The 24173-nt window shown below is 37.1% G+C and carries 26 protein-coding genes; 12 read left to right on the plus strand and 14 right to left on the minus strand.

From position 1 onward, the window contains the following. Positions 1-11: 11 nt before the first annotated feature. The 4 genes from LQV35_RS02555 to LQV35_RS02570 form a co-directional block, all read right to left on the minus strand. Positions 12-395, minus strand: a complete 384-nt coding sequence (locus LQV35_RS02555; RefSeq protein WP_230056300.1) for a hypothetical protein — start codon at positions 393-395, stop codon at positions 12-14. Next, on the minus strand, positions 376-1029 hold the full coding sequence (locus tag LQV35_RS02560) for a ferritin-like domain-containing protein (RefSeq protein ID WP_230056301.1): 654 nt from the start codon (positions 1027-1029) through the stop codon (positions 376-378). Before LQV35_RS02560 ends, LQV35_RS02555 begins: the two co-directional genes overlap by 20 nt. Next, a complete protein-coding gene (locus tag LQV35_RS02565; protein WP_230056302.1) occupies positions 1026-1343 on the minus strand; it encodes an HMA2 domain-containing protein in 318 nt (105 codons plus the stop codon). Before LQV35_RS02565 ends, LQV35_RS02560 begins: the two co-directional genes overlap by 4 nt. 78 nt (positions 1344-1421) lie before the next feature. Continuing rightward, positions 1422-1865 (minus strand): Fur family transcriptional regulator, encoded by a 444-nt coding sequence (locus tag LQV35_RS02570; protein ID WP_230056303.1) that lies wholly within the window; start codon positions 1863-1865, stop codon positions 1422-1424. A 115-nt stretch (positions 1866-1980) separates the two neighbouring features. On the opposite strand from LQV35_RS02570, the gene LQV35_RS02575 reads away from it, so the two are divergent. From LQV35_RS02575 to LQV35_RS02590, 4 genes are all read left to right on the plus strand, one after another. Further along, entirely contained in the window at positions 1981-2190 is a 210-nt protein-coding gene (locus tag LQV35_RS02575; protein WP_230056304.1) for a hypothetical protein, read from the plus strand. A gap of 141 nt (positions 2191-2331) precedes the next feature. After that, positions 2332-3120 (plus strand): peptidoglycan metallopeptidase Pgp3, encoded by a 789-nt coding sequence (gene pgp3 / locus LQV35_RS02580; protein WP_230056305.1) that lies wholly within the window; start codon positions 2332-2334, stop codon positions 3118-3120. Between the two features lie 578 nt (positions 3121-3698). After that, positions 3699-3845: a hypothetical protein gene (locus LQV35_RS02585; RefSeq protein ID WP_230056306.1), complete on the plus strand. Its 147-nt coding sequence runs from the start codon at positions 3699-3701 to the stop codon at positions 3843-3845. A gap of 197 nt (positions 3846-4042) precedes the next feature. After that, the gene (locus LQV35_RS02590) at positions 4043-4657 is read left to right on the plus strand and encodes a trimeric intracellular cation channel family protein (protein ID WP_230056307.1); all 615 of its coding nucleotides are present in this window, start codon (positions 4043-4045) and stop codon (positions 4655-4657) included. Positions 4658-4665: 8 nt separating this feature from the next. On the opposite strand, the gene truA is transcribed toward LQV35_RS02590, so the two are convergent. The 7 genes from truA to glmU are packed head-to-tail and all read right to left on the minus strand — an operon-like array spanning position 4666 to position 10976. Beyond that, on the minus strand, positions 4666-5388 hold the full coding sequence (truA, locus tag LQV35_RS02595) for a tRNA pseudouridine(38-40) synthase TruA (protein WP_230056308.1): 723 nt from the start codon (positions 5386-5388) through the stop codon (positions 4666-4668). Continuing rightward, complete coding sequence (locus tag LQV35_RS02600) at positions 5388-6416, minus strand: LptF/LptG family permease (protein ID WP_230056309.1); 1029 nt, start codon at positions 6414-6416, stop codon at positions 5388-5390. The genes truA and LQV35_RS02600 overlap by 1 nt, the downstream gene beginning before the upstream one ends. Next, positions 6413-7165: a prepilin peptidase gene (locus tag LQV35_RS02605; protein WP_230056310.1), complete on the minus strand. Its 753-nt coding sequence runs from the start codon at positions 7163-7165 to the stop codon at positions 6413-6415. Before LQV35_RS02605 ends, LQV35_RS02600 begins: the two co-directional genes overlap by 4 nt. Further along, positions 7165-7836: a polyprenyl diphosphate synthase gene (uppS, locus tag LQV35_RS02610; RefSeq protein WP_230056311.1), complete on the minus strand. Its 672-nt coding sequence runs from the start codon at positions 7834-7836 to the stop codon at positions 7165-7167. Before uppS ends, LQV35_RS02605 begins: the two co-directional genes overlap by 1 nt. 2 nt (positions 7837-7838) lie before the next feature. Next, entirely contained in the window at positions 7839-8519 is a 681-nt protein-coding gene (locus LQV35_RS02615; protein ID WP_230056312.1) for a hypothetical protein, read from the minus strand. Next, positions 8516-9682, minus strand: a complete 1167-nt coding sequence (coaBC, locus tag LQV35_RS02620) for a bifunctional phosphopantothenoylcysteine decarboxylase/phosphopantothenate--cysteine ligase CoaBC (RefSeq protein WP_230056313.1) — start codon at positions 9680-9682, stop codon at positions 8516-8518. Before coaBC ends, LQV35_RS02615 begins: the two co-directional genes overlap by 4 nt. After that, positions 9669-10976, minus strand: coding sequence for a bifunctional UDP-N-acetylglucosamine diphosphorylase/glucosamine-1-phosphate N-acetyltransferase GlmU (gene glmU / locus LQV35_RS02625; protein ID WP_418884434.1), 1308 nt, complete (start codon positions 10974-10976; stop codon positions 9669-9671). The genes coaBC and glmU overlap by 14 nt, the downstream gene beginning before the upstream one ends. A 124-nt stretch (positions 10977-11100) precedes the next feature. Here glmU and LQV35_RS02630 point away from each other — a divergent pair, with 124 nt between their 5' ends. The 8 genes from LQV35_RS02630 to LQV35_RS02665 are packed head-to-tail and all read left to right on the plus strand — an operon-like array spanning position 11101 to position 20512. After that, on the plus strand, positions 11101-11865 hold the full coding sequence (locus LQV35_RS02630) for a motility protein A (protein ID WP_230056314.1): 765 nt from the start codon (positions 11101-11103) through the stop codon (positions 11863-11865). Between the two features lie 5 nt (positions 11866-11870). Then, a complete protein-coding gene (locus tag LQV35_RS02635; RefSeq protein ID WP_230056315.1) occupies positions 11871-12641 on the plus strand; it encodes a flagellar motor protein MotB in 771 nt (256 codons plus the stop codon). Between the two features lie 9 nt (positions 12642-12650). Next, the gene (fliP, locus tag LQV35_RS02640) at positions 12651-13382 is read left to right on the plus strand and encodes a flagellar type III secretion system pore protein FliP (protein WP_230056316.1); all 732 of its coding nucleotides are present in this window, start codon (positions 12651-12653) and stop codon (positions 13380-13382) included. 5 nt (positions 13383-13387) lie between these two features. Continuing rightward, positions 13388-14659, plus strand: a complete 1272-nt coding sequence (locus tag LQV35_RS02645; RefSeq protein WP_230056317.1) for a TolC family protein — start codon at positions 13388-13390, stop codon at positions 14657-14659. Then, positions 14656-15384 carry an efflux RND transporter periplasmic adaptor subunit gene (locus tag LQV35_RS02650; protein WP_230056318.1) on the plus strand — a complete coding sequence of 243 codons (729 nt, stop codon included), beginning with the start codon at positions 14656-14658 and terminating at the stop codon, positions 15382-15384. The genes LQV35_RS02645 and LQV35_RS02650 overlap by 4 nt, the downstream gene beginning before the upstream one ends. Then, on the plus strand, positions 15384-18419 hold the full coding sequence (locus LQV35_RS02655; RefSeq protein WP_230056319.1) for an efflux RND transporter permease subunit: 3036 nt from the start codon (positions 15384-15386) through the stop codon (positions 18417-18419). Before LQV35_RS02650 ends, LQV35_RS02655 begins: the two co-directional genes overlap by 1 nt. Next, a complete protein-coding gene (locus tag LQV35_RS02660; RefSeq protein WP_230056320.1) occupies positions 18412-19644 on the plus strand; it encodes a TolC family protein in 1233 nt (410 codons plus the stop codon). The genes LQV35_RS02655 and LQV35_RS02660 overlap by 8 nt, the downstream gene beginning before the upstream one ends. Beyond that, the gene (locus LQV35_RS02665) at positions 19637-20512 is read left to right on the plus strand and encodes a DMT family transporter (RefSeq protein ID WP_230056321.1); all 876 of its coding nucleotides are present in this window, start codon (positions 19637-19639) and stop codon (positions 20510-20512) included. Before LQV35_RS02660 ends, LQV35_RS02665 begins: the two co-directional genes overlap by 8 nt. 90 nt (positions 20513-20602) lie before the next feature. Here LQV35_RS02665 and LQV35_RS02670 read toward each other — a convergent pair whose 3' ends face one another. The 3 genes from LQV35_RS02670 to tgt all read right to left on the minus strand — a co-directional run bounded on the left by LQV35_RS02670 (position 20603) and on the right by tgt (position 24092). Continuing rightward, on the minus strand, positions 20603-21292 hold the full coding sequence (locus LQV35_RS02670) for a metallophosphoesterase (protein ID WP_230056322.1): 690 nt from the start codon (positions 21290-21292) through the stop codon (positions 20603-20605). An 82-nt stretch (positions 21293-21374) separates the two neighbouring features. Further along, a complete protein-coding gene (locus LQV35_RS02675) occupies positions 21375-22850 on the minus strand; it encodes an aldehyde dehydrogenase family protein (protein ID WP_230056323.1) in 1476 nt (491 codons plus the stop codon). Between the two features lie 114 nt (positions 22851-22964). Further along, positions 22965-24092, minus strand: a complete 1128-nt coding sequence (gene tgt, locus LQV35_RS02680) for a tRNA guanosine(34) transglycosylase Tgt (RefSeq protein ID WP_230056324.1) — start codon at positions 24090-24092, stop codon at positions 22965-22967. Positions 24093-24173: the final 81 nt, after the last annotated feature.

Raw genomic sequence — 24173 nt, forward strand, 5'->3', positions numbered from 1 at the left:
CAGTTAGCTCCTTATGCGATTGGCTCTGGGGCTGGAGTTAGCGAAGTGGCTGGCTTGTTTTTGCTTTGAGCTGGCTTACGCTTTGCTTGCTTTTTGGTTGCTGAAGTTTTTGCTGTTTTATTGGCATTATCAACCTCTATCTGCTCTTTTGTTCGTCTTGTGCGTTTTTTGGTTGTTTTTACAATCTCATCAGCAAATTTCTTTCCTTTTTGCAAAACTTCTTTGCCTTTTTCTAGCCCATCTTCAGCTAGATCTTTACCCTTGTCTAGCCCCTCTTTTGCTATGTCAAAAATTTTTTCGCGCTTATTAAACGCAACAACAGCTAGTACGCCAAGCGCGGCTCCTGCGATAAATGGTAGTGCCATGTTTGATCCTTTATTTGGTATTGTTTTCATCTTGATTTTCCTTTAAATTTTTGCTTATCATCTGTGTGCCTAATGCACCTAAAGCTAAACCACTAAAAAATGGGAAATTTGGATTTGAAAGTAGTTTTGAGATCTGCTCTTTATCCATTTTTCCGCTTATTATTTGATTTATTTGTTCGCTCATATCGTTAAAATTTTTTTGATAATTATTTAAAATATTTTCGCCAAAATTTTGCTCTTGTGTTTTATGGCTTTGACTTGGTTTTTTTATCAAGCAGTCCGCAAGTTCTGCTTTTAATGACATGATATATTCGTTGTTTGAAGTTGCCCAGAGACGAAAAAATATATCCTTTAGTGTCTCATCTTCGCAAATTTTACAAAGATTGTCATAGTTTTTATTTAGACTTAGCTCATAATTTAGAGCAAAAATATATGCTTCAAAAGTATCGCTAGCCTCAAAATTTTGAGCATCCAAAGCCTCTTTTATTGTGGCTTCATCAAGCTCATTTTTTGAAAGTTGGGTATAGTTTTCAAGAAGTGTTAGTCCATTTTTTCTTATTTTTAAAATTTGCTCAAAAGTATCACCAAATTTGGCCAAACACTCATAGAGTTTTTCGCCAGTCTTTTCGCTTATATATGCGATATTTAAGAGTTCTTTGCTCATGCTATCTTCTTTGCTATTGAGTTTATTTTTTCACTAATGTGGGCTAAATTTTTGCCTTCAAGTAGCTCATCCCAAAGCTCTTTTGCAAAAATTTTTGGGTCATAATGTATGGTTAGTGAGCCGATTATTTTATTTAGCTTTACATCTTTTATACCATCTATTTTTTGTATTATCTCATCAAGTGATCCCAAATTTTCGCTACTTGCAAACTCTTTTATCTCACTACTTACACGCACCCTTATCCTGCCTGGCGTATGGCTAACTGGAGTGAAGTAAGAGGCTATTTTAACAAGTAGTTTTGGCGAAATTTCCATATTTTTCCTTTATTTTTGTATCATTATGACGAGTTGTTATTTAAATGCAACTTAAAGTTTTTTGCATATCGTTATCAATTATTTTTTGATAGAACTGCACTCAGCACAAATCCCATAAATTATCATCGAATGTGACTTGCATACAAAACCATGTTTAGCACAAATTTCATCTTGTCTGGATTCTATCGTCTCATCGCTAAAGCCTATGACCTTGTGGCATTTTTCGCATATTAGATGATCGTGATGCGATTTTAAGTTTAGCTCATATTTTTGCACACCATCTGTTTCATATGTGTTTGTTAAGTGGCACTCGTCAAGAAAATTTAAAAAGCCATAAATGGCGGTTAGAGAGATAGTTTCGCCATATTTTTGCGAAAAAATTTGTTGGATCTGAGTCGCACTTAAATGGCTTTGGCTTTGGTATAAAATGCTTAAAATTCGCTCTTTTATGTATGAGTTTTTATAGTTTAGCTGGCTAAAAAATGATGAAAAATTTTTGTAAAAGCTCTCAAAATCACCCATTTAATACCTTTATACTCTTAATTTTATAAAATTTGCGCTTAATGAGCGATAAAATCAAGCAAAATTAAGCTTTTTTTGGTATAGTTTCGCAATTTTTTAAAACTAAGGAACGCAAATGACTTACGACGAGCTTGAACTAGACGCCGTTTTGCTTGAAATTTTAGAAAATCGTGGCAGTTTTGATAGCATGGATGATGAGGAGCTTTATGAACTTATCGAGCATGTAGCCACTTTTACTGACGGCGATTACGAGGAGGCGTTTGAATATATGACGCAGTTCTCACCTATCTCTAAAAAACGCTTCGTTTCCCTCTTTATGATCTAAGATTATTAGCTAGCTTTTACATTTTTTGATGTATTTGCTAGCTTTTTGGCTCTTTTTATCACAACTTTTTTATCCAGAGTAGCGCTCTTGCGGATTTAAAAATTTTAATTTTTTAGATACAATACCTAAAAAAGGATAAAAATGAACAAATTTATACTTCTGATACTTGCTTTTTTGTGCCTAAACGCAAATGATATAACAAATGGCGATGTGGAAATTTATGCTACATCAAGCCCTAAAAATTTAACTATTGATGGTGCTCAAAAACGCTGGATAAGTGCTAAAAACTCAGACTTAAAATTTGCAATAGTTGTGGCAAACTACCATAAAAGAGGCGAGATAGTGCTTAAAAATGGTGATGAAAGTGTGGTTTATAATGTTGTTTTGGGAGATTATAAAAAAGAGCAAATAAGTGTCGATAGTAAAAAAGTAAATCCTCCAAAAAAGGTACAAAAACGAATAAATGATGAGAGAGAAGAGGCAAATAAAATTTACAACACGCAAAATTTAGGCTTAAAAGTCAGCCAAAAATTTATACTACCACTAAACTCGCCTATCACAAGCCATTTTGGCTCAGCTCGCGTTTTTAATAAAATGCTTAAAAGTTATCACGGTGGGACAGACTTTAGAGCTGCCGTTGGCGTAGAGGTGGCTGCTAGCAATGATGGTGTCGTTGTTATCGCCAAAGATCGCTACTATGCAGGTGGATCTGTTGTTATAGATCATGGAGAGGGTATTTACACTCAGTATTATCATTTAAGCAAAATTTCAGTAGAACTTGGGCAAGAGATAAAAAGGGGTGAAATTTTAGGGCTTAGTGGTGCCAGCGGTAGAGTTAGTGGTCCGCACTTGCATTTTGGAGTCATAGCTGATGGCACACAGGTAAACCCACTAAATTTCATTGAAAAAATCAATAAATTTTTAAACTAATTTTTGCATTAGCTACGATACTTAATAAAATTTCAAAAAAGAGATAAAATAGGCATTTTTGATAAAATTTTAGACAAAAAGAACCTAAAAATGAGCCCAGTGCTAAAAAGTAAAACTAGCTGGAAAAATGCCAAATATGCGTGAGTATATAACAAATTTTAGCAAACACGACTCCGCCTGGTTGTGATACTATTAGCGGCGAATTAAGCGAGTCTATTCAGAAACAAAAAGCACCACTACACCCATAAAGTACATTTTTGGTGGCAATGACGCTTGATGGGGGTAAGTATCTTTGAGTATTACGAGCAGAATTTGCTGCCATATCATAAGTTATAGCACAAGTGAGCTTTATTATGAGCCAAATACCATAGATGCACTTTAAACTCGCTAGGGTTTTGAACTTAGTGTGTGTTTGGTGCCATTTATGGGTGATGATGATGACAAAAATAGCGATGGCGGCAAGGTTAAAATAAGCCATACTGGGCGGTAAATTTAATGCAAAATTTAGCCCGCTATTTCTATGAGAGCAAGAAGTAGTTTAAGGTATATCATTTTTTCCGATTAGCTCACCGATTTGCATGCATAACAGACACGAAGCTAGTTGGCATAGTCTTTACTCCGATGTTAGGCTGGGTTATGAAAATAAAGAAATTTTAACCCCAAATGTCAAGGTAGTGTTTTTGCAAATTTTTAGTGTCACACAGCGTGAGCTTGACTGGCTGTGACAAGACCCAAAAAACTAGCCGTGCAAAGTAGTTTATTGATAAAATGAGAGCTGATAATCCTTTGCTTATTAGATTTAAACCGCACAAAAGAGTATGTATAAAAAATTTGACTTGTATGAAGGCGTTCAAAGCGGTAAATTTAGCCAAATTTTACCACTTTCACGCTACAATCAAGCAAAAAATTCAAAGAGAGTTAGATGGATTTTATTTTGTTTGTGGAGTACATCGGTATCGCATCTGCGGCGCTTTCTGGATTTTTATTTGCAGTAAAAAAGGGCTGTGACTGGCTTGGTGTGTTCTTGTCTGCCTTTCTGACTGCTCTTGGCGGTGGTATTGTGCGAGATATGCTCGTTAGCCGTCCTGTTTATAGCTTTACTAACTATGCACCTATCATCATCGTACTAGCAATGCTTGTTATCTCTTACAATCTACACCTACACTCGCGACGCGATGGCTTGGAGAAAAAATTTATATTTATCTTTGCTGATGCTATTGATATGGTTATCTTTTCTATAGTTGGTGCCATGATAGCTTGTGAGTATGGTTATAATATCTTTGGTGTGGCTATGATGGCGTTTTGCAACGGTGTTGGCGGGGGAATTTTACGAGATATTTTGCTTAACGAAGTTCCGTGGTTTTTGAGAACAGGGCTTTATGGAACCATAAGTATGGGCGTGGGAGCTTGCTACTATGCTCTTTATATTAGTGGACTTGGCGGGATAGCGACAGTTTTTGTGTTGCTTGGAGCAGGGATAACTCTTCGTATGTTTGCATATTATAAAGGCTGGTCACTGCCCGCGCTTAAGGATTAAAGCTAATTTTAGTAAAAAACTCGGTTTAAGTAAAGTCCTTGTGGTGGAGCAGGTATACGAGTAAGTGGAGCGGTGGTGTTAATCTGAGCTTTTAAAAGCTCCTCACCGTTTGTTGTCTTGAGTGCCTTTAATACGCAAGCTACCATCAGTCTTACCTGCGCCCTTAAAAAGCCATTTGCTTTAAAAACGATGATAGTTTTATTTTTGTACTCGTAGCAAAACGCCTTATAAACGCTTCTAATAGGACTTTTTGTGTCGCTTCCAGTTTTCATAAATAGGCTAAAATCATGCTCGCCGATAAAATTTTTAAGCAGTAAATTTGCCTTTTTTATATCAATTTTTGGTGTAAAGACTTGATAGTCTGATAAAAATACACTGAACTTATCATGGCTTATGATATATCGATATGAGCGTGCTTTGGCGTCATATCTTGGATGAAAGCTATCATTTGCTCGTGTGATATTTTTGATATGGATATACGGGTGTGCGTGGCGGTTTATTAGGCTTGTAAGGTGGTTTAAGTCCTTAAAGTGCTCGCCTGCTTCTACACATGCAACTTGGTTATTTGCATGAACATCTTTATCGGTGCGGGAGCTTGAAATGATTTTAGTAAAAATTCCCACATGAGACAGTGCTAGGGCTAGCGCGTCCTCTACGCCGTTTTGATGTGGCTGAGTTTGCGAGCCTTGAAATTTGGAGCCATCATAGCTAAAAATGAGTTTTAACTTCATTAGTATCTGCGTAAAATTTTCATTTTAAAAACGGTATAGCTTGCTACAAGTGAGCCTAAAAATAGCGATGGTATAGCTATTTGCGGATGTGCTCCAAGCAACATGATGATAGCAAAATAGCTAAAAAGTACACCAAAAATTCCAAAATAAATAATCCCCTTATCATATCTATATGTCACAATCCCAAATGATAATGCAAAGAGCGTTGAAGCCAGTGGAAAGAGTGCGACTAAAACATAGGTGCTAAAGTCCTTTTTGCGCTTTACATTTTTACTCATCTGACCCCAGTATTGCATAACATCGCCAACTTGCCTTATGCTGTCATTTTGTTTTGTACGAATTTTTAGCTCTTTAAATTGGCTTATGTGATAAGTTTGGTTGTCCATATCATAGGACTTGCCATCGCTTAGACTAAGCTCTACAACACCTTTGTCATTGCTGATACGAGCTTGGTTTGCTACGATGAGGCGTTTTTGCTCATTAAAAAATGGGTTATACATCACTATGTTGTTGTAGGTTGTATTATTGCCTTCATTTGTCTCACTCGCTATATAGACCATCCAGTCGGAAAATTTTTGTCCAAACTGCCCGCCTTTTAGATTTAGTTTGGCAATAGTTTTCTTATAATCAACAAAATTTGAGTTTAATTCCGCAGCTTTTGGTATCAAAACGATAGCTATAAAAAGCAACGCAGCGCTTAATATACTAGCTACAAAAAGAAAAAATTTAGCCACTGACATTGGTGAGTGCCCAAGCGTAAAGATGACGGTGCTTTCGTTTTCTTTTGATAGTCGAAAAAGCGTCATACCTAACGCAACAAAAAAGGCAATGGGAACTACAAAAAGCAAAACTCTTGGTAACATAAAAAGATATAGCTTTAAAAGCTCAAGGAAGTCTATCTCTATATATGATGTCACGCGGGCAATTTGTAGAAAAAATACGATAGACATTACCAAAAAAAGCGTACTAAAAAGCGATGCAAATGTACTTAAAAAGTTGTAAAAAAGATATTTATTGACTCTATTCATAAAAAACCTATCTGTTTTAAAATTTCTTCGCCAGCCAAAAATGATATAAATGCACCAGTTGTCAAAAATGGTACAAAAGCCAGCTCGTAGTTTTTATCTCTTGCAAAAAAGTAAAATGGTAGTGTAAAAACAGCACCCAGATATATGCCAAGCACTCCCTTTGTAAAGCCAAGCAAGGCACCTATAATAGCAGCTATAAATATATCGGCGCTCCCCATTGCTTCTTTTTTTAAAATTTTACTTACTATAAAACGAAGTGCAAAAAAAATAAGCGCAAAGGTAATTGCTGCAAGTAGGTTTTGGTGGCTTTCTTGTGCAAATATTGCAAAAAATAAAGAGAGACCAAGCGTGAAAAACAAAAGTGTGTCGGGAACTGCCTTGTACTCTATGTCTATCACGCTAAGCCCAAAAAGCAGGGAAAAGCAGAGTGCAAAAAGGGCTGCAAATGCCAGATCTTGTAAATTTGTAGGCTCAAGTTTTAGAGCTACTAGCATAAATATAGCGCATGATAAAAGCTCGACTATCGGGTATCTTGGGCTTATGTTACCTTTGCAAAAAGCACATTTTCCACTTAAAAATAGCCATGAAAATATAGGGACTAGATGATAAAAGCTTAAGCTTTTTTTACACCCAACACAGTGCGAGCGTGCAAAAAATATATCGATATTGCGCGGAAGCCTGTATATAAGCACATTTAAAAATGACCCAACACAAAGTCCTATGAGTGCAAAAAAAGCCATACTAACCATCAAATTCCACCAAATCTACGCTCTTTTTTGCCAAATTCTGATACGATTTGTGATAGTTCTTGCTTGTTAAATTCTGGCCAAAGTGTTGGCGTAAAAGCAAATTCCGCATAACTGGCTTGCCAGAGCATAAAATTTGATATACGAAACTCGCCACCAGTACGAATAAGCAAGTCTATATCACAGATCTCATCTAGGCAACTTTGTAAATTTTGCTCATTTGGGCTTAGCCCTTTTTCATTTAGTCTTTTTATAGCGCGCACCATCTCATCTCTTGCGCCGTAGTTTATGGCTAAATTTAGCTTTAGCTTTGTGTTGTTTTTTGTTGCCTCTTTTGTTGTTAAAATTTCCGCTCTAAGCTCACTTGAAAATGGATCTAATTCGCCAATGGTTTGAAAATTTATACTGTTTTTTATAAAAATTTCACGCTTTGAGATGAGAAATTTTTTAAGCAAAGTCATTAAAAACTCGATCTCACTTTTTTGGCGCTTCCAGTTTTCGGTGCTAAATGCGTAAAGACTTAAAATTTTAATATCATTATCTATACAAAACTCGCACATTTGCTCAACAACAAGCGCGCCTTTCTCGTGCCCTTTCGTGCGTAAAAAGCCACGATTTTTTGCCCAGCGTCCATTTCCGTCCATGATGATAGCAAGGTGGTTTAGTTTGTTCACTCTTATCCTTTGAGATCTATTATGTTGGTTTGTTTTTGCCAAAATGGCTTTACATCACCAACTAAAATTTCAGCTATAAATGCTTGTTTTAAGGCTCTTGCTACCTTTGAAAATGGTGTTTGAATTTTTATTATATTGCCATTTTTTATCTCAAATATAAGTGGTGCAAAATTTGAAAAAAGTAGGTAAATGCGTGTTAGACTAGCCTCTTTTTTAAGCTGAAATATACCAAAAATTCCACTATAAATAAACGGTATATGTACAGTGTTGTTTTGTAGTGCAAGCAATATATTTGTATAAATTTCAAAACTCTCTTTGCTGTTAGCCGATATGAGCTCTTTATAAACGCGCTCATAGAGCCATTCAAGAGTATTGTTTGTTACTAAATTCTCAATAAAACTTAGTCCATCTTCAAGAAATTCGCTCTCATTAAACTCCGGCTTTTCATAAAGATTTTTTATAACTATCATATCATTAGCACTCTCTATTTCGCCCCAGTAGTTTGCTCCGACTTTGAGCTGTTTTTGGCTTTTTGTACTAAGATTTCGGTTATGAAATTTAAGGTTGTATCGGTTAAAGCCCGTTTTTTCTGTTACTTTAATGCTCACAGGAAGAGAGGTGTTTAGTAGTATCGCAGGTGTGTTTTGGGTTGCGCTACTAACGCGCGAAACTCTGCTTATCACGCCAAAAGCTCCACTAACTTTTTGGCTAGATCATTTTTGTTTTGGAGCGTAAAATTTTGCACGCTATCTTTTGTAATGAAGCTTATTTCATTTTGTTCACTTCCAAAGTTGTTAGAGTGGTTTATAATATTTAAACAAACGCCATCAAGACCCTTTTTATCAAGCATATCTTTTGCATTTTCGATAGCATTTTTAGGATCTGTTTCTAGCTTAAAGCCTATTTTTTTACATTTTGAGCTATTAAGGCTAGCGAGCACATCGATATTTTTTGTAAGTGTTAAATTCCACTCATCTCCAAGCTCACTTTTTTTGAGTTTTCCTTTAAAATTTTGCTTACTCACATAGTCGCTAACTGCAGCGCAAGCTACTAAAATATCGGCATTTTTACACTCTTTTTGGCAAATGTCTAAAAGCTCTTTTGTGTTGGTGAAATTTATGATTTGATAAGGTGCTTTTGTATCTTTTATGCTGGTTGCAAGGCAAACAGTAGCTCCAGCATAAAAAAACGCATCAGCCATCGCTCGTGCCATTTTTCCGCTTGAAAAATTTGTTATAGCTCTTACATCATCTATCTTTTCACTCGTTGCCCCGCCTGTGATGATAACTTTTTTGCCTATAAATTTTTGTGATGTTAGTGCTTTTATGGTGTGAGCTATAATATCTTCAACTTCTGCTAATGCCCCTTTGCCAACATCTCCACAAGCTAGAGTCTTTTTTATTGGTTCTATAAAATTTACACCGCTTGCTTTTAAAAACTCTATGCTTTTTTGTGTAGAAAAGTGTTCTAGCATTTTATTGTTCGCGGCTGGTGCGATAAGAAATGGGGCGTTTGAGGCTATAAGTGTTTGCATAAAAACATTATCACAAATGCCATTTGCAAGCCGATTTATAGTATTTACTGAGGCTGGAGCTAGGAGTATCAAGTCCATTTTTGCATAAGATATGTGGCTTATCCCAGCTTGCCAGTCTTCAGTCTGGCTGCTTAAAATAGGGTGTGGAGTAAGAGCCTCCCAGCCAGCCACCGAGCAAAATTTTAGCGCACCATCACTAAGTGCTACATAGACATCTGCGCCAAGTTTTTTAAGATGTGATAAAATTTCGTAAGCTTTATAAAATGAGATTGAGCCACAAACTCCAAGTAAAATTTTCTTATTTTTTAACATCGCTATCGCCAAAAAATTTATAAAAAAAGCCCTCTTTTATAGCTTGTTTGCCACGACTTATGGCAAGTGCGCCGCTTGGAACATCTGATGTTATGGTACTTCCTGCTGCTATTAAGACATTATCTTTGATGGTTACTGGGGCTACTAGCTGAGTGTCTGAACCTACGAAGACATTTTTGCCGATGATGGTTTTGTATTTTTTCTTGCCATCATAGTTGCAAGTTATCGTGCCACAACCTATATTTGTACCACTATTGATCTCACAATCACCAAGATAACTTAAATGTCCTGCTTTTACACCATTAAGTTTTGCTGCTTTTAGCTCGACAAAATTTCCGATGTGCGTATCTGTTATTTCGCATTTTGGGCGTATGTGTGCAAGTGGTCCGATGTCCGAGTTTGTTACTTTTGAACTTTCAATAACGCTTCCACTTTTTATGATAGAGCTTTGTATCTCGCACTCTCCTATGATACTTACATTTTCTTCAAGCTCGCACTCTCCGAGAAATTTTGCTCTTACATCGACAAATATAGTATCTGGCAAGCGCATCAAAACCCCATCTTTCATTAAATTTTGCTTTATTTTATCTTGCATAAGTTTTTCGGCGATACTAAGTTGAAATTTATCATTTATACCCATAAAATTTTGCTCGCAAACATCTATGGCTGCGCATTTTAAGCCCATTTGATTTGCTATTTTTATCGCGTCTGTTAGATAGTACTCTTTTTGGGCATTTTGATTGTTTATTTTAGGTAAGATACTCTCTAAGCTTTCGCGCTTAAAGCAGTAACAGCCGGCATTTACTCGCTTTATCTGCCTTTGCTCATCGCTTGCATCTTTATGTTCAACTATCTGCGTAACTTGCCCATTTTCTACAACTACTCTGCCATAGCCAAAAGGATCATTTGCTATAAAGCTACTCATCGTTACATCAGCGTTGCTTTGGCATAAATTTTCAAGCTCTTGGGTTTGTACAAGCGGCATATCTCCACAACTTACAAGCACTTTTTCTCCACTAAATTTTATATCCTTTAGTGCGCCAGCTGTGCCAGGGAAATTTTGCAGATCTTGGGTGTAAATTTTAGTTTGCGGATATGCTGATTTTATTAGCGTTTCTATCAGCTCTTTTTGATGGTAAAGTACGACAGATACATCATCTGTTAGCTCATAAGCTCTATTTAATACATGCTCTATCATCGAAATGCCGCTAAGTTTAAACATCACTTTTGGTGTTTTTGATTTCATTCTGGTGCCAAGTCCAGCTGCTAGTATAATAACTGAAATTTTACTCACAATCTGCCTTTAAAATTTTTTGTGATTGTATCAAAAAAATGCAAATAAAATTTTGAATTTAACGATTTTTCAACAAAATTTAAGTAAAATGGCAGGATTTAATAAAAATAAAAAGAGAGAAAGTATGGATTTAGGAAGTGTTGTCGGCTGGGTTTTGACCATGGCACTGCTTGTTGGCTCGATGGCAATTGGTGTTGGCGTTGGGCCATATATTGACATTCCGTCTGTGATGATTGTTTTTGGTGGAACGATAGGCGTTTTGATGGTTGGCTTTAAGATGGAGACTCTAAAAGCCATAGGAAAAGGCTATGGTATCGCCATAAAGCCAACTTTAGTAAATTTACCAGAGACTATCAAAAAGCTTGTTGATTACTCATCAAAAGCTCGTAGAGATGGTATTTTGGCGCTAGAAGGTGATGTAAATAACGAGACAAATCAATTTTTAAAAAAAGGTCTTTCTATGGCTGTTGATGGCAACGAGCCAGACGCCATTAGATCGCTACTTGAGATAGATATGGAGCAAACTAGCGCAAGACATGGTAGCTATATCAAAATTTATGAGCAGATGGGTGGCTACTCGGGCGCAATGGGTATGATAGGAACGCTAATTGGTCTTGTTGCGATGCTTATGAACATGTCAGATCCTTCAGCTATCGGTCCATCAATGGCGGTCGCCTTGCTTACAACGCTTTATGGTGCGATGATAGGCAACATTTTAGGTGGACCAGTGGCAAATATCTTGGGTATCCGTAATGCCGATGAGCAGCTTGAAAGACAGATAATAATAGAAGGCATCATGTCTATACAAGCTGGGGATAACCCACGAACACTTGAGGGCAAGCTTCTTGCTTACTTGCCACCAAAAGATAGAAAAAGTCAGTTTGAGTAGTAAATATGGCTAAATTAATCAAACCTGAAGAGTGTCCAAAGTGTATGCCTGAGTGGCTTGCTGCCTTTGGAGACTTAATGTCACTTCTGCTTTGTTTTTTCGTTTTACTACTTTCTATGAGTACTATGGACGCAAAGAAATTTGAAACCGCTGTAGGTTCGCTCGCTGGAGCTCTTAGTGTGCTTGAGGGGGGTGCGCGTCCTGAAACGCAAGATGAGCGCGAGACAGAGCTTCAGTCTCAGATAAAAAAGACAAAGCTTAACTCAACTTCAGAAAATGCCCTGCAAAAGTCAGTTAAGGCGATAAATGAAATTTTAAACGCTAGCGGTGCGCCAGAGGTGATAGTGCAAGAAAGTGAAGATGGTTTTATCGTAAGAATGCCGTCAAATTTACTTTTTGAAGGCGGTAAGGCAGAGATAGCAAATGATGACGCAAAGCTATTTTTAAAGAGAATTGCTATGATAGCTGCAAAGATGCCTCCAGAGGTTGATGTAAATGTTATAGGACATACAGACAACCAAAATCCAGATATAAACTCAATATACAAAGACAACTGGCAACTCTCATCAGCGCGCGCTATTAGCGTTGTAAATGAGTTGGTTAAAGATGGGGTATCGCCAAATAAGCTAATAGCTTCAGGTAGGGCTTCTTTTGAGCCTTTTACCACAAATGCTACAAGCGACGGCAGAGCGCAAAATAACAGAGTGGAGATCCACTTTACATCTCTTGATAAAACTAAGCAAAGTGCCGTTAAAAAGAGTGTTTTGGATAACTAAGGGCAAAATTTGAGAGCATTATTTATCTTTTTTGCTGTGGCATTGGTTAGCTTTGGTGCTGAGCCACCTTTGCCAACTATAAATTTAGCTATAAATTCTCCACAAAACGCAAGTCAGCTGGTAACTTCGCTAAATGTTTTGATTGTCCTTACGATCTTAACTTTGGCCCCTGGGCTTATTTTTATGATGACATGTTTTTTGCGGCTTATAGTTGTATTTTCTTTTTTGCGTCAAGCAATGGGAACACAACAAATGCCGCCATCAACGGTTTTGCTATCTATCGCAATGGTACTTACATTTTTTATCATGGAGCCAGTTGCAAAACAAAGCTATGATCAAGGAATTCGCCCATATTTAGCCGAGCAAATAGGCTACGAGCAAGCATTTGAGCAAGGCATAAAACCATTTAAGGACTTTATGGTTCGCAACACTAGAGAAAAAGATCTTGCTCTTTTTTATCGTATTCGTGGGCTTGATAATCCAGCTAGTATAGATGATCTGTCGCTTTCTATCGTTATGTCAGCCTTTATGATAAGCGAGCTTAAAACAGCTTTTGAGATAGCATTTTTACTTTATCTGCCGTTTTTGGTTATTGACATGGTTGTAAGCTCCGTACTTATGGCGATGGGTATGATGATGCTTCCGCCAGTAACTATCTCATTACCATTTAAGCTACTTATCTTTGTGCTAGTTGATGGCTGGAATTTGTTAATCGAAAATCTCGTAAAAAGCTTTCATTAGATAAAATGCGTAAAATTTTGCCGATATTTTTACTTGTTTTGTTTGCAAGCGGAGCTAGCCTAAAAGACATCATCGTTGCAGCCAAGTCAGCCGAGATAGCAAAGATAAAAGAGTTTGAGGCTAGACAAGCGTACTTAGAGCGAGATAGTGTGAAAAGTGGCTACTTTCCAAGCTTGAGCCTTAATGCAAGTTATAGCTCAACAAGTGGAGATAGACAGCTTTTGACTCCAAAAGAGAGTTTACTAGCATCTGCTAGTGTAAATTTTATACTTTATGATGGAGGGGCTAGGGAGGCTAGGCTTGATGCTTTAAAATTTAGCCAAAACGCAAAAGATTTAAGAAGTTTAGAAACAAAAAATTACCTTGCCCTACAATCTGTTTTACTCTACTTTAACGCCTTAAATTTAAATGAGCAGATAAACGCAAAAAAAGCAGAGATAAAACATTTATCTGAAGCCAAAAATAGACTTGATAAATTTAAAAATGCAGGACTTGCAAGTCTTGATGAGAGCGAGGCGGTAAGTGCAAAGCTAAGCCTTTCACAAAGCGATGAGATGGCTTTAAAAGCAGCTTTGGCGAATGTTTTTTTGCAGATTGAAACGCTTTGTGGCCTAAAAGATATAAGCCTTGAAAATTTTTTTATAGATGAGACAAACTTAACTAATAAAAATACTGAAATCATGGCTTTAAATCAAGAAATTTTAGCCACAACACAAGCCCAAAAGATAGCAAATTCTCAACTTTTACCAACGATTTTTATCAAAAACACATTTTTAAGTTATAAAAACAACTACGACTTTGGAATTTTAAGCCAAAACTATCGCATGTATCAAGGATATTTGTCAAAAATTTTAAAAGAGGATAGGCAAAATGCAAACGAGATAATGCTTGGCTTTTCTTGGAGTATTTTTGACTTTGGGAAAACTCAAAAACAAAGCGAAATAAAAAAGCTTGATACGATAAAAGCAAGCCTAAATTTAGCTTATAAAAGCCGTGAGAATGAGCTAAAGATAAAAAGTATCAAAAATGATATCGCAGCTATTATCTTTCGCATAGATGCGCTCACATCTGCAAAAGAGGCATCTAGCCTTAGCCTAATGGCTGTTATGAAGCAATACGAGGCAGGTCTTGCTGGTTATAGCGAGTTTTTAAATGCTGTTGCAAGAGAGTTTGAAGCAAAAAGCGCGTTAAGCATAGCCAAAAACGAGCTTGAGATAAAAAGAGCAAATTTAGTCTATGAAAATGGCGATGACATTGAAAAAAGGGTTAGACAGTGAGAAAATTTATACTATTTTTATTTAGTTTTACTTGGCTTTATGCAGAGCAAATTTATGCAAATTTTGATGTTATGCCTGTGCAAAGTGCAAAGCTTGTTTTTAAAAGTTCTGGTGTCATCAGTAATATAAATGCAAGCATTTCAAGCACTGTTAAGCAGGGAGAAATTTTAGCTAGCTTAGAAAGTAGCGATGAGAAGTTGGGACTAAAAAATGCCAAAGCTGAACTTCAAAAAGCAAGAGTGGCAAGTGAGTTTGCGAGTGCGACATTTATGAAGTTTAAAAAGGTTAAAGATGTTACTTCCCAGCAAAGATATGAAGAGACAAAATTTAATTACGAAAATGCTATGGCTGAGCTAAAAAGAGCACAAATAAGCGTCGAAAATGCTAAAAATTTACTTGAAAAAAAGCAGCTTCGTGCCCCTTTTGATGGTGTTATAAGTGCAAAATTTAGCGAGATAGGAAGTGGAGTTTTGGCACTTAACACCCCTATCTTTGAAATTCTCTCATACCCAGAGGTAAAAATTTTACTTTACATAGATGAAAAGCATGCAAATAGCATTAAAATAGGCGATGAGTTTAAATTTAAGATAGCACAAAAAGATGGTAGCGCAAAGATAACACTGATACATCCAACCATTGATACAAGGTCTAGAAAATTTATTGCCGAAGCTATCACAACTGGTTTTAAGATCGGCTCATTTGGTGAAGGCTTTATCGTAAAATAATGTATAAATTTGCCATAAATCGCCCGATCGCCACGCTGATGTTTTTTGCACTACTTATAGTTTTTGGTATTTTTAGTATCAAAAATATGAGTATAAACGCTTACCCGCAAGTTGATATACCTCTTGTAAAGGTCACAACTTATACAAATGGCGATATGAGCTTGGTTAAAAATAGCATTACAAAGCGTCTGGAGGATGAGTTAAATAGCATTAGCGGCGTAAAACACATCACTTCGCATAGTTTTGATAACTTAAGTATGATTTTTATAGAATTTTATCTAAATAAAGACATCGAGATTGCGCTAAATGATGTGCGTGACCGCATTGCTAAAGCAAAAGTGGGTTCACAAAGTGTTGCTGAAAAGATGGGCGCAGCGAGTGAGGAAATTTTTGGCATTTTTATAAGCGCAAAAGATGATAATCAAACTGCCTTAATGCACGCTATCGAGCATAAGGCAAGATCGTTTTTGCAGCGCATTAAAGGCGTGGCAGAAGTTGGGGATGTTGGCTTTTTAAAACCTGAGATAAGTGTGCTTTTGGATGCAGAAAAACTTGATAAATACTCATTAAACGCCTCTAATATCGCAAGTATCATAAAGACACAAAATTTAAAAATGCCGCTTGGTAAGGTTGAAAATGATAACTCAAAGATAACGCTAAAGTCTGCTTTTGACGCAAAAAGTATTGATGAGATAGCTCAAATTCGCTTGCTTGATGGAGTGTTTTTAAAAGATGTAGCAAAAGTTGAGTTTGGTGGCTCTGAGCGTGTAAGTTATGCTAGTTTTATAGATAAAAATGGTGCAAAAAATGGCGTTGTTTTGCAGATAAAAAAGATAAGTGGCGCTGATACTTTACAAATAATAAGCGAGATAAAGAGTAAAACTAATGAGCTTAGCACGCTTCTTGGTGAAAATTTTGATATTAAAACCATATACGATAAAAGTATTTTGATAGAACAATATACAAATCAAGCCATTTTTGATATGGTTTTGGGTGTTTTGCTAACAGCGCTTATCGTATTTTTGTTTTTGCGAAATTTTAGCGGTGCGCTTATTGCAACGATAGCTATACCAACTAGCATTGTTGCTACATTTTTTATCATACATTTGCTTGGAAATGATATAAATCGCCTAACCCTAATCGCGCTTACTATCGGTATCGGGATATTTGTTGATGATGCGATAGTGGTTATAGAAAATATTATAAAACATATACAAAATGGGGAAAAAGATCCGCTAAAAGCAAGCTATCTTGGTGTAAAGGAGATAGCTTTTAGCGTGCTTGCCATATCTGTTGTACTGCTTTGTGTTTTTGTCCCGATAGCTTTTATGAATAGCATAGTTGGGCGCTTTTTCAATGCTTTTGCTTTAAGTGTGGCTGGTGGTATAGTTATATCGTTCTTGGTTTGTATTATGCTAACTCCAACTCTTTGCGCTCGTTTTTTAAATGCAAATGAGAGCAAATTCTATAAAAAAAGTGAGAAATTTTTTGTAGCAATGGAGGAGTGGTATGAGAAATTTTTGCGTTTTGCATTGCGATTTAAGGCTTTGTTTATAGTGCTTACTCTGGTAGTTTTTGCTTTTTCGCTCTTGCTTGCTAGCACCTTAGGAAGCGGATTTAAACCAAGTGAGGATAATAGCGAGTTTCATCTAATGATAAAAGCAGATCCAAGCGTGAGCGCTAAGAAGATGATGGAAAAAAGCGCAGAAATTTTAACTGCTATAAAAGCTAATGAAAATGTTGAATATGCCTATATGATGCTTGGTTATACTGACGCCAAGGAGATTTATAAAGCTAAAATTTATGTCCGCTTGCATGAGCTTAGTGAGCGTGAAAAAAGACAAGATGAGGTGATTAAAGATTTAAAAGATGGTCTAAAATTTGATGGATTTAAAATTTGGGCAGTGGAACTACCTATGGTTGAAACTGGTGGAGATATGGAGGAAATCCAGCTTATTATCACGGCTGATAAGGAGCAGATACTTGAGCCGCTTGTGCCAAAGGTAAGGGAAATTTTACAACAAATAGGCGGTCTTGTTGATATTAGTAGTCCAAATGAAGATAAAAAAGAGCAGGTTGAAATTTTCATAGACAGGCAAAAAGCCAAAGTTTTAGGTATCAGCGAGTATGAGATTGCAGATGTGATATACTCATCTTTTTCATCAAATAGCGTTGGAGTGTTTGATGATGGAGCGAACGAGTATGCTATTATGATTAGATTTGATGATGCTTTTAGGCAAGATATCGAGGCACTTAAAAAGCTTCGTATAAACTTAAAAGGTAGTGAAATTTTACTTGGTGATGTAGCTAGTTTTGTTAAAAGCAAGGCGCTTTCTAGTTTGCCACGCTATGACAAGCAAGATGAGTTAAAATTTTTAGCCAATACAAACGGAGCCGTTTTAAGTGATATAAAAGCAAAGATCGATGAGGCACTTGCACCACTTTTGCCAGACCAAAGTTCGCTAAAATATGCTGGATTTATCGACTATATGCAAGATACAAATAAAGCATTTATCTTTACTATCATGATGAGCGCCGTACTTATATACATGGTTTTAGCAGCACTTTATGAGAGCTTTATTTTACCATTTATCATTATGTTGTCTATGCCACTTGCTTTTGGTGGAGTGGCTGTGGGGCTTTATCTTAGCGGAAATTCTTTTAGTCTTTTTGTTATGGTTGGAGCTATATTGTTGTTTGGTATGGTTGGGAAAAATGCCATCTTGCTTGTAGATTTTGCGAATAAATTTGCAAAAGATGGCGAGAATGTCGATGAGGCTGTCATAAAAGCTGGCAAGGCAAGACTTCGTGCGATACTTATGACTACGCTTGCTATGATATTTGCTATGCTTCCACTTGCTTTATCGCGTGGAGCGGGCTATGAGGGTAACTCGCCTATGGCTATTGCTATTATTTGCGGGCTTATAAGCTCAACCATCTTGTCTCTTATCGTTGTACCAACACTTTTTGGCATAATCTACAAGATAGATAGCTGGTTTAGAAAAATTTATGAAAAAAGACCTTTAGATGGTTAAATTTTTTATCATCTTTGCTACATTTTCGCTCTTAAATGCTGGAAATTTAAGTGAGCTTATACATTTGGCACAAAGTGCAAAACAGGTGGAATTTATAAAATTTTCAAAAAATATCTACACGAAAAATGCCACAAAAAAGGACTTAAACATTGATATAAGCGGTAGATATACGATTATGCAAAAGGATGGCGAATACAAAAGCAAGTCTGGATCAATGCTTTTGCGATTTGAGTATCTGCTCTTTGATGGTGGCGAGAGAGATGCCATTCAAAAGATACAAAGCTATGAAAATGCCAGTGAAATTTACAAAAGCGAAGCATATAAAAACCTAATAAGCTTGCAAGTTGGTAAAATTTACTTTAACGCTATTGCCATAGAAGCACTTATACAAAACAAGCAAAATGAGCTTAATGCGATAAATATAGCAAATGCTAATAGCGAGTTTTTTTACGAATTTGGCGAGATAGATGAAGTTGAGTTTAATGCACTAAATGATGCTTTAAGTGCCGCTAAATCAGAGCTTGATGAGCTTTATTTGCGTCAAGTAGAGTTAATCTCAAGAATAAATTTACTCTCAAACGCAAAGCTAAATTTTATACGCGGCAGCAAAATGCAAATGCCTGAGTTTTGGAGCAAGGCAAAAAATGCTAATTTACAAGCAAAGAAAAAAGAAGCACTTATAAACGAACAAAGCACAACCCAATCACAAAGTAAGCTCATTCCAAAAATTTATCTTAAAGATTCTCAGGTACTAAATGAAAACAGTTTTAAAAAGGGCGACGCAAGCTCTGCTCAGATGGCTAAACGCTATCTTGATACAAATAAGCCCTTGCTAGAGCTTAGCTGGAGTTTACCAAGCTCGCTAAACAAAAGCACTGAACAGCAAAAAAATGAAGCCAAATATCAAAAAATAGCACTTGCTTTAAGCGAAGAAGAGCGTATTAGCTTGCAGCGGCTAGAGGCTCTTGAGGCATTGATAAAACGCCTTGACGCGGAGCAAAAGATAAAACAGACCAAAGTATCAAGCGTGCAAAAAAGCTTTGAAAATTTGGCTAGGCTTTATATTTGGGGTAAAATTTCTTATAATGAGTTTTTATTTTTGCTAGATGATAATGTTGCTTGGCTAAACGGTTTTTGGCTTGATAAAGATGAGCTTGAGATACGCAAAATGGAGTATTATTACGAGCGCGGGGATGAAATTTTAAAAAGGATAAAAGATGAATAAACTTATTTTTGTTACCATTTTATGGGCATTTAGCTTCTCTTTGATAGGCGAGTTTTTATCGGGCAAGTTAGATAGCTACTTTAGCGTATTTACTCGTGTTGCGCTTGCTAGTCTTGTTTTTTTGCCATTTACAAGATTTAAAGGTGTGCCTACACGCTTAAAGCTAGCTGTTATGGGGATAGGAGCTTTGCAGATAGGTGCGATGTATCTTTTTTACTATAACTCATTTTTGTATCTCAGTGTGCCAGAAGTTGCTTTATTTACAATATTTACGCCGTTTTATGTAACGCTTGTTTATGATGCTTTTGAGAAAAAATTTCGCTCACTTTATCTTATAAGTGTCGGAGTTGCTGTGCTTGGAGCGTTTGTTATAAAATATGGCGGTATAAATGAGGGCTTTTTAAAGGGTTTTTTGCTAGTTCAAGGGGCAAACATTTGCTTTGGATTTGGTCAAAGTGCATATAAAATTTTACTTGAGCGAAATAGAGTAGAGCAAAAAGGCATATTTGGATATTTTCATTTTGGGGCATTTTTTGTAACACTTGTGGCGTTTTTGCTGTTTGGAAATTTTAGCAAAATAACCCCTAGTACGACACAAATTTTTGTTTTACTTTGGCTTGGTGTGATGGCTAGTGGACTTGGTTATTATTTGTGGAATAAGGGTGCAACAGAGGTTGATAGTGGGGTACTTGCTATTATGAATAACGCGCTCATACCAGCTGCTATCATTGTAAATTTAATCTTTTGGCAAAAAGATGCTGATGTATTGCGCCTTGTTGCTGGAGGAGTGATACTTTACGCATCTTTACTGATACATAAGCGCATAATAAAATTTTATGAAAGTAGGGCAGTTTCGGCTAAGATTTAGCTTATTTTTAAGCCGTTTTTTAAAATCATAAAATTTTATGTAAAATAGTATGTGAAATTCTATGTGAAAAAGTGAATAAGTAAAAGTTTTTCACATAGAAAATTTATCTTTCAACATTTTTTGAGTAAATATTTCAAGACTTGGAAATGCTATGGCACAAATTCTTGGATCTTGCTTTAAATGTCTATAAACCCCGCCAAGATCGATAGCCGCTCGTCCTTTTGTTATGACTGGTTCACTCATAACCTCGTGACCATAGATGTTAAATATATCATCATTTTCACTTATATCGCTCCTGCCACTAAGCACATGTGCTTTAAATTTTTCTGTCTCTTTGTCGTTGTGTCTTTCTTGCCACATCTTTCCAACGGCAGAGTGTGATACAACCAACTTTCGTCCATCAGCCGTAAGGAAATTTTCAAATTCTATATAAGTAGGCAGAGTTTGTAAAAACTCTATGTGTTTTAGCTTTAGTTCATTTTTGCCTTTGTAAGTTGCAAATGTCTGTGCTCCTCCGTGCTCATTAAACCAAGGATTGTCAACTCTTTTATCTAGCAAGAACTCATCTTTGGCTAAAAGTAGCGCTCTTTCATGGTTTCCAAGTACACTAAGATGGCCACCAGATCTTACAAGCTCAACAACCTTATCGCTGTCTTTGCCCCTGTCAATAAGATCTCCAACGAAGCACAAACGAGCATTTTTGGGCAGTTTATTCAGTAGGGCTTTAAGTGTTTTAAAGCAACCATGAATGTCTGAGACGATGTAAATTTGTTCGCTCATTTTTTGTCCCTTTGTAAAATTTTATCAAAAAAGAGCTTGTAGTTTAAGAAGTAGGGCTAGTAAAACTAGCCCAAAATTTAGCTTACTCGTAAAAACCGCTTGGCTTTCCAGTAAGATCGATCATGATATTTTTCATCTGAGTATAGTGCTCAAGTATGGTTTTATGTGTCTCTCTGCCGATACCTGAGTTTTTATAGCCACCAAATGGCGCACCCTCTGGAATTTGGTTGTAAGTATTAACCCATACACGACCAGTTTCTATGGCACGCGCGACGCGAAGAGCCTTTGTGATGTCTTGAGTAAAGACGCCCCCTCCTAGGCCGTATTCGCTATCATTTACCATTTTTATGAGCTCTTCTTCATCTTTAAATTTTATCACAACTCCAACAGGACCAAAAATCTCCTCCTGCGCTACTCGCATATCATTTGTGACATTTGTTAAAAGTGTAGGCTTTACAAATGCTCCCTTTTCACAACCATTTGCAGTATAAGCTTCACCGCCGACAGCAACTTTTGCACCCTCGTTTTTACCTATCTCTACATACTCTAAAATTTGCTTAGCTTGCTTTGCGTTAACTTGTGAGCCCATCTGGGTGGCTGGATCTAGTGGATCTCCAACTTTTATATTTTCAAATCTCTTAACAGCTGCCGCCATAAACTCATCATAAAATTTCTCTTCTACAAATATCCTTGAGCCAGCGCAACAAACTTGACCCTGGTTAAACAAAATTCCAAGCTGTAAGCCATCAAGGGCTTTTTGTAAGTCTGCGTCTGCAAAGAATATGTTTGCACTTTTTCCGCCAAGCTCAAGCGTAGCTGGTATGATTCGTTGAGCTGCTGCGATAGCGATATCGCGGCCTATCTCAGTTGAGCCAGTAAATGCTAGCTTGTCAAGTCCTGGGTGATTTTTTAGCCATTCGCCAGATTTGCTTCCGCGACCAGTAACGATATTAACTAGTCCTTTTGGCAATATGTCACCTATTAGTCTAAAAAGCTCAAGTACGCTAAGGCTGGTTTCTGAGCTTGGTTTAAACACGCTTGCATCGCCAGCAGCTATGACTGGAGCTAACTTCCAAGCTGCCATCAAAAATGGGAAATTCCACGGAACTATCTGACCCACAACACCGATAGGTTCACGAAGCACGAGCGAAAGCTGCTGCTCATTTAAGACATTTGCACTGCCTTCTTCGCCTTGTATCACGCCTGCAAAATATCTAAAGTGCTTTGCTGCCAGTGGGATATCTACATTCATTGTCTCGCGGATAGGTTTGCCGTTATCCATAGTTTCTACTTTTGCAAGATGTTCTGTGTTTGCGTCGATTATGTCGGCTATCTTATTTAGTAGAGCACTTCGCTCTGAGATTGTGCTATGCTTAAATTTTTTAAATGCAGCACGAGCAGCTTTAACTGCTTCATCAACATCATCCTGTGTTGCATCTGCGATCTTTGCTAGGAGTGCCCCATTTGCTGGGTTGTGCGCTTCAAGTGTTGCGCCATCTTTTGCTGGACGCCACTCACCATTGATGTATAAACCATATTCTGATAGTAGTTTTACCATAGTGTTCTCCTTATAAAAATATAATGGTGTCATTATATTCCTAAAAAGGTTAAAAGTTTTTAAATAAAAAGAAATTTTGGATTTACAAAAGTGAATGGCTAGTGTTGCTAGCCATTAAATATTTTGAGCTCTTTTAGCGTAAAACTCCCGCTTAAACTCGCTAAATCTGCCTTGCATTATCGCCTCTCTTATTTGCTTCATCAAATTTAGATAATAGTGCAAGTTATGCAGGCTTGCAAGGCGGAAAAATGTAAGCTCACGGGCTTTAAAAAGGTGGTTAAGATAGCCCCTTGAGTAGTTGCGACAAGTGTAGCAGTCGCACTCGCTATCGATTGGCTCGTGATCGTTTATAAAACGGGCTGATTTTATGTTTATCTTGCCAAAACTAGTAAAGAGTGTGCCGTTTCTGGCGTTTCTAGTTGGCATTACGCAGTCAAACATATCAACGCCTCGCTCGACATTTTCTACCAGATCCTCAGGTGTGCCAACCCCCATAAGATAGCTTGGTCGCTTCGTGTCGATAAACGGCATAACGCCCTCAACCGTGTCATACATCTCTTGATTACTCTCACCCACACTCAGTCCTCCGATAGCAAGTCCGTCAAAGTCCATCTCACAAAGCTTTTGTGCGCAAAATTTTCTAGCCTCATAGTCCGTGCCACCTTGAATAATGCCAAAGATATTTTGATGCACTCCAACGCCCTTACTTTGTATACTTTTATGATAGCGTATCGCTTCATCAGCCCATTTTATCGTGCGTTTTAGACTAAGCTCTACTCGCTCTTTTGTCGCTGGAAGTGCCACCAAATCATCTAAAATCATCATGATATCAGAACCCAAATCATACTGCGTATCAAGCACGGAGCGCGGCGTAAAATAGTGCATGGAGCCATCAATGTGGCTTTTAAATTTTATCCCACCATCGTCATTTTTGGTATTTGCCCTTAGACTAAACGCCTGAAAACCGCCACTATCTGTCAAAAATGAGCGGTCAAATTTGCTAAATCCATGAAGTCCGCCAAACTCTTTTACTATCTTTGAGCCTGGGCGTAGATACATGTGATAGGTGTTTGCCAAAATGATCTTTGCGTCTAAAATTTCACGCATATCGGTGGCATCTAGGCTCTTTACAGCCCCCACCGTGCCAACTGGCATAAAAACGGGGGTTAAAATTTCACTATGAGCTGTTTTTAGCACACCAGCACGGGCGTTACCATCTGTGTGAGTTACTTTAAAATCCATTCTCGTCCTTAAAAATCTATTTTTAAGCGAAAGGATAGCAAAAAGTGGCTGAAATTTTAAAGCAGGGCTTGGCTAGGGTGC

Origin of the sequence: Campylobacter suis, assembly GCF_905120475.1 — a bacterium.
GTDB classification, from domain to species: domain Bacteria; phylum Campylobacterota; class Campylobacteria; order Campylobacterales; family Campylobacteraceae; genus Campylobacter_A; species Campylobacter_A suis.

Excerpts from the sequence above, each read along its gene's own strand:
- LQV35_RS02670 (WP_230056322.1), bottom strand. The coding sequence starts at position 21,292 with ATGAGCGAACAAATTTACATCGTCTCAGACATTCATGGTTGCTTTAAA.
- LQV35_RS02565 (WP_230056302.1), bottom strand. The coding sequence starts at position 1,343 with ATGGAAATTTCGCCAAAACTACTTGTTAAAATAGCCTCTTACTTCACT.
- LQV35_RS02630 (WP_230056314.1), top strand. The coding sequence starts at position 11,101 with ATGGATTTAGGAAGTGTTGTCGGCTGGGTTTTGACCATGGCACTGCTT.
- LQV35_RS02655 (WP_230056319.1), top strand. The coding sequence starts at position 15,384 with ATGTATAAATTTGCCATAAATCGCCCGATCGCCACGCTGATGTTTTTT.
- LQV35_RS02560 (WP_230056301.1), bottom strand. The coding sequence starts at position 1,029 with ATGAGCAAAGAACTCTTAAATATCGCATATATAAGCGAAAAGACTGGC.
- LQV35_RS02555 (WP_230056300.1), bottom strand. The coding sequence starts at position 395 with ATGAAAACAATACCAAATAAAGGATCAAACATGGCACTACCATTTATC.
- LQV35_RS02605 (WP_230056310.1), bottom strand. The coding sequence starts at position 7,165 with ATGGTTAGTATGGCTTTTTTTGCACTCATAGGACTTTGTGTTGGGTCA.
- LQV35_RS02585 (WP_230056306.1), top strand. The coding sequence starts at position 3,699 with ATGCATAACAGACACGAAGCTAGTTGGCATAGTCTTTACTCCGATGTT.
- LQV35_RS02645 (WP_230056317.1), top strand. The coding sequence starts at position 13,388 with ATGCGTAAAATTTTGCCGATATTTTTACTTGTTTTGTTTGCAAGCGGA.
- pgp3 (WP_230056305.1), top strand. The coding sequence starts at position 2,332 with ATGAACAAATTTATACTTCTGATACTTGCTTTTTTGTGCCTAAACGCA.
- LQV35_RS02675 (WP_230056323.1), bottom strand. The coding sequence starts at position 22,850 with ATGGTAAAACTACTATCAGAATATGGTTTATACATCAATGGTGAGTGG.
- coaBC (WP_230056313.1), bottom strand. The coding sequence starts at position 9,682 with ATGTTAAAAAATAAGAAAATTTTACTTGGAGTTTGTGGCTCAATCTCA.
- LQV35_RS02570 (WP_230056303.1), bottom strand. The coding sequence starts at position 1,865 with ATGGGTGATTTTGAGAGCTTTTACAAAAATTTTTCATCATTTTTTAGC.
- LQV35_RS02660 (WP_230056320.1), top strand. The coding sequence starts at position 18,412 with ATGGTTAAATTTTTTATCATCTTTGCTACATTTTCGCTCTTAAATGCT.
- LQV35_RS02665 (WP_230056321.1), top strand. The coding sequence starts at position 19,637 with ATGAATAAACTTATTTTTGTTACCATTTTATGGGCATTTAGCTTCTCT.
- LQV35_RS02575 (WP_230056304.1), top strand. The coding sequence starts at position 1,981 with ATGACTTACGACGAGCTTGAACTAGACGCCGTTTTGCTTGAAATTTTA.
- LQV35_RS02635 (WP_230056315.1), top strand. The coding sequence starts at position 11,871 with ATGGCTAAATTAATCAAACCTGAAGAGTGTCCAAAGTGTATGCCTGAG.
- LQV35_RS02600 (WP_230056309.1), bottom strand. The coding sequence starts at position 6,416 with ATGAATAGAGTCAATAAATATCTTTTTTACAACTTTTTAAGTACATTT.
- truA (WP_230056308.1), bottom strand. The coding sequence starts at position 5,388 with ATGAAGTTAAAACTCATTTTTAGCTATGATGGCTCCAAATTTCAAGGC.
- tgt (WP_230056324.1), bottom strand. The coding sequence starts at position 24,092 with ATGGATTTTAAAGTAACTCACACAGATGGTAACGCCCGTGCTGGTGTG.
- LQV35_RS02590 (WP_230056307.1), top strand. The coding sequence starts at position 4,043 with ATGGATTTTATTTTGTTTGTGGAGTACATCGGTATCGCATCTGCGGCG.